The 6,763-nt window shown below is 38.3% G+C and carries 4 protein-coding genes; all 4 read right to left on the bottom strand.

Features of this window, described 5'->3' with window-relative positions:
• Positions 1-80 precede the first annotated feature (80 nt).
• The 4 genes from JO950_RS14870 to JO950_RS14855 all read right to left on the bottom strand — a co-directional run bounded on the left by JO950_RS14870 (position 81) and on the right by JO950_RS14855 (position 6,694).
• Positions 81-2,018, bottom strand: coding sequence for a family 2A encapsulin nanocompartment cargo protein cysteine desulfurase (locus JO950_RS14870; RefSeq protein ID WP_202703369.1), 1,938 nt, complete (start codon positions 2,016-2,018; stop codon positions 81-83).
• Positions 2,002-2,922 carry a family 2A encapsulin nanocompartment shell protein gene (locus JO950_RS14865; protein ID WP_202703368.1) on the bottom strand — a complete coding sequence of 307 codons (921 nt, stop codon included), beginning with the start codon at positions 2,920-2,922 and terminating at the stop codon, positions 2,002-2,004. The genes JO950_RS14870 and JO950_RS14865 overlap by 17 nt, the downstream gene beginning before the upstream one ends.
• 664 nt (positions 2,923-3,586) lie before the next feature.
• Positions 3,587-5,242, bottom strand: a complete 1,656-nt coding sequence (locus JO950_RS14860; protein WP_202703367.1) for an arylsulfatase — start codon at positions 5,240-5,242, stop codon at positions 3,587-3,589.
• A 189-nt stretch (positions 5,243-5,431) separates the two neighbouring features.
• The gene (locus JO950_RS14855; protein ID WP_202703366.1) at positions 5,432-6,694 is read right to left on the bottom strand and encodes a YeiH family protein; all 1,263 of its coding nucleotides are present in this window, start codon (positions 6,692-6,694) and stop codon (positions 5,432-5,434) included.
• Between the last annotated feature and the right edge of the window lie 69 nt (positions 6,695-6,763).

The raw sequence follows: 6,763 nt of genomic DNA, 5'->3' as shown, positions 1-6,763 counted from the left end.
GGTTATAATTACTCAAAATATTAAAAAAAGTAATTATTCTTTTTGAATAGGTCTAACTTATTAGTTTTTAGCATTGTTTTTTAAAATCTAACTTTTTTAAGTTCCCACAAGGTTTTGATAAAAGTATCAACATCTTCAGTGGTATTGTAAAAAGCCAGAGACGGACGAACAGTAGTTTCGACTCCCATTCTTCGCAAAATAGGCTGGGCACAATGATGTCCGGTTCGTACTGCAACACCTTCTTTATTTAAGGCTTGTCCCACCTGATCGTTTGTGTAACCTTGCAGATTAAAAGAAAGTACGCTTGCCTTATTTGCTGCTGTACCAATCAGTCGAACGCCCGGAATTTCTTTTAGCAGTTTTGTCGCGTAGTCTAACAATTGATGTTCGTACTGGCCTATTGCATCTATTCCTAATTTTGTCACATAATCTATTGCTGCCCCAAGGCCAATTGCATCGGCAATATTTCCCGTTCCGGCTTCGAAGCGATTGGGTGCTTTGTGGTATTTTATTTCCTCAAAAGTGACATCCTGAATCATGTTGCCACCAGATTGGTAAGGATGCATTTCATTCAGTAATTCTTCCTTTCCGTATAAAGCGCCAATTCCTGTAGGTCCAAAAAGTTTGTGTCCGGAGAAAACCAGCCAGTCCGGATTTAAATTTTGAACATCAACTTTCATGTGTGAAACCGATTGTGCGCCATCAATTAGAACTTTTGCTCCAACGGCATGAGCCATTTCGACAATCTTTTTGGCCGGGGTTACAGTTCCCAGTGCATTTGATACCTGAGTAAAAGCAACCAGACGTGTTTTTGAATTCAGCAATTTAGCATATTCATCCAGTAAAAGTTGACCATCATCGTCAACCGGAATTACACGAAGTTTTAATCCTTTTTTATCTGCCAGACGTTTCCACGGAACAATATTCGCGTGATGTTCTAAATTACTGACAATGATTTCGTCACCAGCAACTAAATTAGAATCGCCCCAACTCTGTGCCACAAGGTTAATACCTTCAGTAGCACCACGAACAAATACAATTTCGTTTACGGAGCCGGCATTGAGGAACGTTTTTACTTTTTCGCGGGCAGCTTCATAAGCATCCGATGCGCGGGCAGCCAATTCGTGAGCAGCACGATGGATATTCGAATTTTCATGTTCGTAGAAATAGGCAATACGATCAATAACCGACTGCGGTTTTTGCGTCGTAGCAGCATTATCAAACCAAACCAAAGGTTTTCCGTTTACGGTTTCTCTTAGGATAGGAAAATCTTTTTTGATTCGTTTAGCATCAAAATGAGAACCGGAAATACCACCAAAATCTTGTTTTTCAAAAGTATTTCCAACGATTAAATTCGAATTTCTCTGATCAAAAGCAAACGGATTTTGCTCTAAAAAGTAGTACGAATTTGACATCTCATTTCCGTTTAACGGAAGATTGGCACGTTTTGTAAATTGTGTATCCACAAAAGCCAATGCTGCTTTTAATTCTGTTTCAAACGAAGAACCTTGGTTTTGAAAAGGCAGGTATTCATTATTTAAAAGCAATTTCGAAAAAATACTTTCTTCATTTAGCTGAGCGGTTCCGTTATTCCCAAAATTTTCGTCATAAAAACCGGTTTGCGGATTGTTGACATTTACATTATTTCCGTGTGAAATTCCCAATGGAGAAGTTTCACTTTGAGGATCAAATCCGGCTCCGGCATTTGGATATAAAGCCGAAGCTCCTGAGCCATAATTAGCAACAGTTGGCGTTGCTCCAAATCCACTAAATGCTGGTAAAGCAGTTGGTGAAGCTGGTGCATCCTGCAAGGGCAGGGCTGCCGGGCTGTGGCCACTGAAGTTCCCCGTATTCAGGAAGGTTTCTGCAACTTTTGTGGCACGGGGATGTTCGCTACGATCAGGACTTAACGAAATTTCTTTGGGAAATTCGTTAGGTAACGTACTGAACAATTCGTTAGCCAAAAGCTGCAAATCCTCAATGTTGGGTAAGCCGTTGTTGTTAGTATTTATACTCATGGTACTTTCCAATTTCTACATCTTCAAGAACGGCGATGGCATCGTCTACCAATACTGCCAGTGAGCAATATAGTGATACCAGATAAGATGCAATTGCTTTTTCATTTATTCCCATAAAACGAACAGATAATCCCGGTGACTGTTCGCCTTGCAATCCTGGCTGAATTAATCCGATAACACCCTGACGGCTCTCTCCTGTACGCAATAAAATGATTTTTGATTTTCCGTCTTTGATAGGCAATTTGTCGGATGGAATAAGCGGAATTCCTCTCCAGGTTAAAAATTGAGATCCAAACAAAGAGGTCGTAGGAGGTGGAACACCACGACGGGTACATTCACGGCCAAAAGCTGCAATTGCCAAAGGATGTAGTAAAAAGAATCCCGGTTCTTTCCACACTTTTGTTAGTAGTTCGTCTAAATCATCTGGCGTTGGTGCACCGGTTCTGGTTTTAATAATTTGCGAAGGCGCAACATTGCTGAGCAAACCATAATCTTTATTGTTGATTAATTCGCTTTCCTGGCGCTCTTTAATGGTTTCAATCGCCAATCTAAGTTGTTCAGAAATCTGATTGTACGGTTTACTGTACAAATCTGAAACTCTGGTATGTACTTCAACAATCGTTTGAACTGCTGCCAGATTATATTCTCTCGGATTATCGATATAATCGACAAAAGTATTGGGTAAAACTCTTTCGTCTCTTGCAGAACAATCTACTTCGATGTGACTTCCGTCTTTTACTTTATTCAAACGGAATACACCCGATTCTACTGGTGTCCAATGCAAAAGATGCGTTAACCAACGTGGTGTAATTGTTCCAATTTGAGGAACGGTACGGGTTGCAATTGCTAATTGTCTTGCTGCAACATCTCCTAATGCTGTTTGTTGTTGTTTTGTTTCAGCCATGGCTTAATGGTTTAATGGTTAATTTATTTTTTGCTGTCGTATTTTAAGAACTTTCATTCGTAAAAAAACAATTTTATCGTACTAGTAAATTTAGTTTAAAACTAAAAACCCCCGAAATAAAAACCGTTTAATTTACAGTATAATAATGTCTAAATTGTTGAATCCTAAGGTTTATCAAAGTAGATCGAATTGTTCTTCAGACGAAAGACATCTTTGCTTGATAGTATAACCCGGTTTAAGGACCAACAATAAAATGATTGTGTAGTTGTACTCGGGGTGAATTTCGATTTTAGGTATAAAATCGATTTCAAATGAAAAGATTTTTGAGAATTAACGGCAGAAGCACATATAACAAAAAGTGTTATAGGTATATTTTTTTGGAAGAATGTAATTGGATTGGCTTGCTGTTGTGTTCAAAATGTAGTTCTTTAAATTTTAATCTCTACTAATTCTATAGACAAAGTTAAATTTAAAATAGTAAAATCCAAGAGTTTTTTTAAAATTTATTCAGATAAGTGAAATAAAATAGGTAAGGCATTGATTTTTAATTAGTTGTTTTTTTTTTTTTTTGGGGATAAAAAAAAGACAGAAAAAGAAGTAAGAGTTGTTATTACTTATTTTTCTGTCTTTAAAATGCTTTATAAAATGTAAAAAGAAGTTTCAATTATTTTTTTAAGGCAGCGCCGCCTGGCATCACTTCTTGTTTTAGTTTGAATTTACTGTATTCTACAACTCCGGTCTGATCGGCCCAATCAAAATAGGCAGCCGATAGTTTATTCACAATACCGGGGTTCTGTTTGGCTACATTATTAGTTTCACCACGATCTGTTTCGATATCATAGAGTTCCCACTCGTAAGAGGGGTAAATCGATACCAGTTTCCATTTTCCATCTCGTACGGCTCTGTTTCCGGCTCTTTCCCAAAATAACGGAGCTCCTCTATCGACTTCGGAAGCATTGTCAAATAATACAGGAAGGAGACTTTTTCCTGGTAACGGGTTCGATTTGGCACCATTGTATTCTTTTGGATATTCAATTCCGGTCAATTCATAGAAAGTAGGAGCAAGGTCAATAATGTGTCCGGTACCTTTATCGATGCGGCCTCCTTTTATTTTGGACGGAAACCAGGCAATAAATGGAGAGCTGAAACCGCCTTCGTGCATATTGTTTTTGTATTGTTGTAAAGGAGTATTCGATAAATAGGCCCAGTTTTGTTCCTGATAATCGAATGAACCTGAAGTTCCAATTGGACCATCATTTCGGACTAAACCTCTGCCTAACGGATTGTAGGTGTTGAAACCGCCCTGCGCACCATTGTCTGAGATAAAGATAATGAGGGTGTTTTTATCTTTTTTTAGCGCTTTTAGTTTATTCAAAACCTTACCCACATTCTGATCCATATTGTCTACCATTGCGGCATAAACTTCCATTTTGGCTTTCCAGAATTGTTTTTCGTCATAAGTAAGTTTATTCCATTCCGGCACTTCCGGATCTCTTGGTGATACAGTTTGATTGGGGGATAAAATGCCATTTGTTTTTAGCTTTTCGATTCTTTTTTCTCTTAAAACATCCCAGCCTTCGTCAAATTTTCCTTTGTATTTGGCAATGTCTACCGGTTTTGCCTGTAGCGGCCAATGTGGAGCGGTAAAAGCTAAATACAGAAAGAACGGCTTATTTTCTTTGTTTTGTTCGTCGAGAAAAGTCACTGCGTTGTTTCCGATTTCATCGGTAAAATAATAAGAATCGTCTTTAGGATGGAGTTCTTCATTGTTTCGAAGTAATTTTACCGGATAAGGTGTTTTTCCAAAAGGCAAAGGTTTGCTGTCGAAATAACTGGAAGCTCCTTTTAAGATGCCATAAAATTTATCAAAACCTCTCTGGTTAGGCCATTGCGACTGATCTTCGGAACCCACGTGCCATTTTCCTGAAAGTAAGGTACTGTAACCACCAGAACGAAAAACTTCTCCCAATGTCAAAGATTCTTTGTTGAGGTATCCCTGATAAGCCGGCAGGCCAAGGTTGATGTCAAAAAATCCCATCCCCGCCTTGTGTTGATATTGTCCCGTTAATAAAGAGGCTCTGGTTGGTGCGCAAATCGAGTTGTTGTAGAATTCGCGAAGACGTAAACCTTCACTAGCCAGTTTGTCGAGATTTGGTGTTTTAATTTCGGAACCATAATTACCTAAATCAGAATAGCCCATATCGTCGACCAGAATCAGGATGATATTTGGTTTTGAAGTAGGGGTAGTGGTTTTGTTTTGTGCGAAAACGAAAAGCACTGTCGAAAATAAGAGGTGGAGAGTGAGAAGTGTTTTTTTCATTTTAATTCATGTTGTGAGTTGCTGAAACGGGTTTATCTTTTATTGAATTGGTTTGTGGCCTGGAAACATAGCTTAAAAAAAGTAGAGTAAATTATGATTTTTTAGAACAACTCTGTGATTTATTTTTAATGAAATGTGTTTTAGTACAATTAGTTACGTTTTAAAGTGTTCAAAAAATGATTCAGATTGTTATTCTTTAAAAAGTAAAAAAGCAATGATCAGCGTGACAACGATATTGAACAATTGTGCTATTAAAAAGGCATATAAAGGTTTTCGGCTGGTATTACCCAGTAAATCTTTAAATTTGGTTTCCAGTCCAATACTGGTAAAGGCCAGGGCAAACCAAATGCCTTGTAGATTTTTTAAGCTGTCTTTTACTTCGTCTCTCACTTCGGCAGTCAAAAAAAAGGAAAAGAAGAGTGAAGCGGCAATAAATCCAATGACAAATTTTGGAAAACGTTCCCATATAACAGCTAAAGTTGGTTTGGCTGCCACAGCTTCTTCCGATTGGTTCTGAGTATAAGTCCAGTATACGGATATGGCAAACGCAGCTAATCCTAAGAGTACATTTTGAGAGAATTTGACAATTGTACTAATTTTTAAAGCAGTTTCGCCTACCAAGGAGCCTGATGCCACAACGGCTCCCGAAGTATCAATACTGCCGCCCAGCCAGGCTCCGGTTACTTCTTCGGGAAAGTTGAAATGTTTGGCTATTATAGGCATGAAAATCATCATGGGTATTGCGGTGACCAAAACAATAGAAATCACGTAAGACAGTTTTTTTGAGTCGCCTTTGATGGCACCTGAAGTCGCAATTGCCGCCGAAACTCCGCAAATCGAAACCGCGCTGGAAATCATCATGGTTAATTCATCGTCGACTTTTAATTTTTTGCACAGCCAGAAGGCAAAGTACCAAACGGACAGTACAACTACTAATGCCTGAATAAGCCCTAATGAGCCGGCTTTTAGAATGTCTGAGAAAATAACAGTGGTTCCCAGTAATACCAAGCCAATTTTGACAAATACCTCTGTCGAAAGTGAGGAACGAAACCACCGTGGAAGGATGAAAAAATTACCTAAACAGAGACCTATGATTAAACTAAAAATCACCGCTTCGAGATTTAGACCTTTGATGGTGGTATTTCCGGAGATCACCAAGGCAAAAATGGTTAAGAGATAAACAATTGGAAAACCCAGTAAAAAGTTTTTGACTGATTTTCCAATCAAAAAAGTCCCTAAGGTTCCCACGGAAACCAGATAAATAAATTGCAATCCGAGGATTTTAAGGTTTCTGAAATTAAGTACATCCACTACTAAATCTGATCCCGTTGACCATTTGAAAACAGGGATTTCAGGAAGAAATAGAAAAAGAGAAATTCCGATGATGATAAAACCAAGAACTACGACAGTCCAGTCTTCGTGAAGGGTAAATTGTTTGGTTTGAGTTGACATTTTTAAGGTTTTTTTTACTGGATGAAACCCGACAGGTTTCAAAAATATGTCGGGTTTGTATGCGATTAT

The sequence above is a fragment of the Flavobacterium sp. UGB4466 genome (assembly GCF_903469665.1).
In the GTDB taxonomy this organism is placed as follows: domain Bacteria; phylum Bacteroidota; class Bacteroidia; order Flavobacteriales; family Flavobacteriaceae; genus Flavobacterium; species Flavobacterium lipolyticum.
The sequence above is the reverse complement of the archived record's forward strand: the minus strand, read 5'-3'. Positions and strand labels throughout refer to the sequence as shown.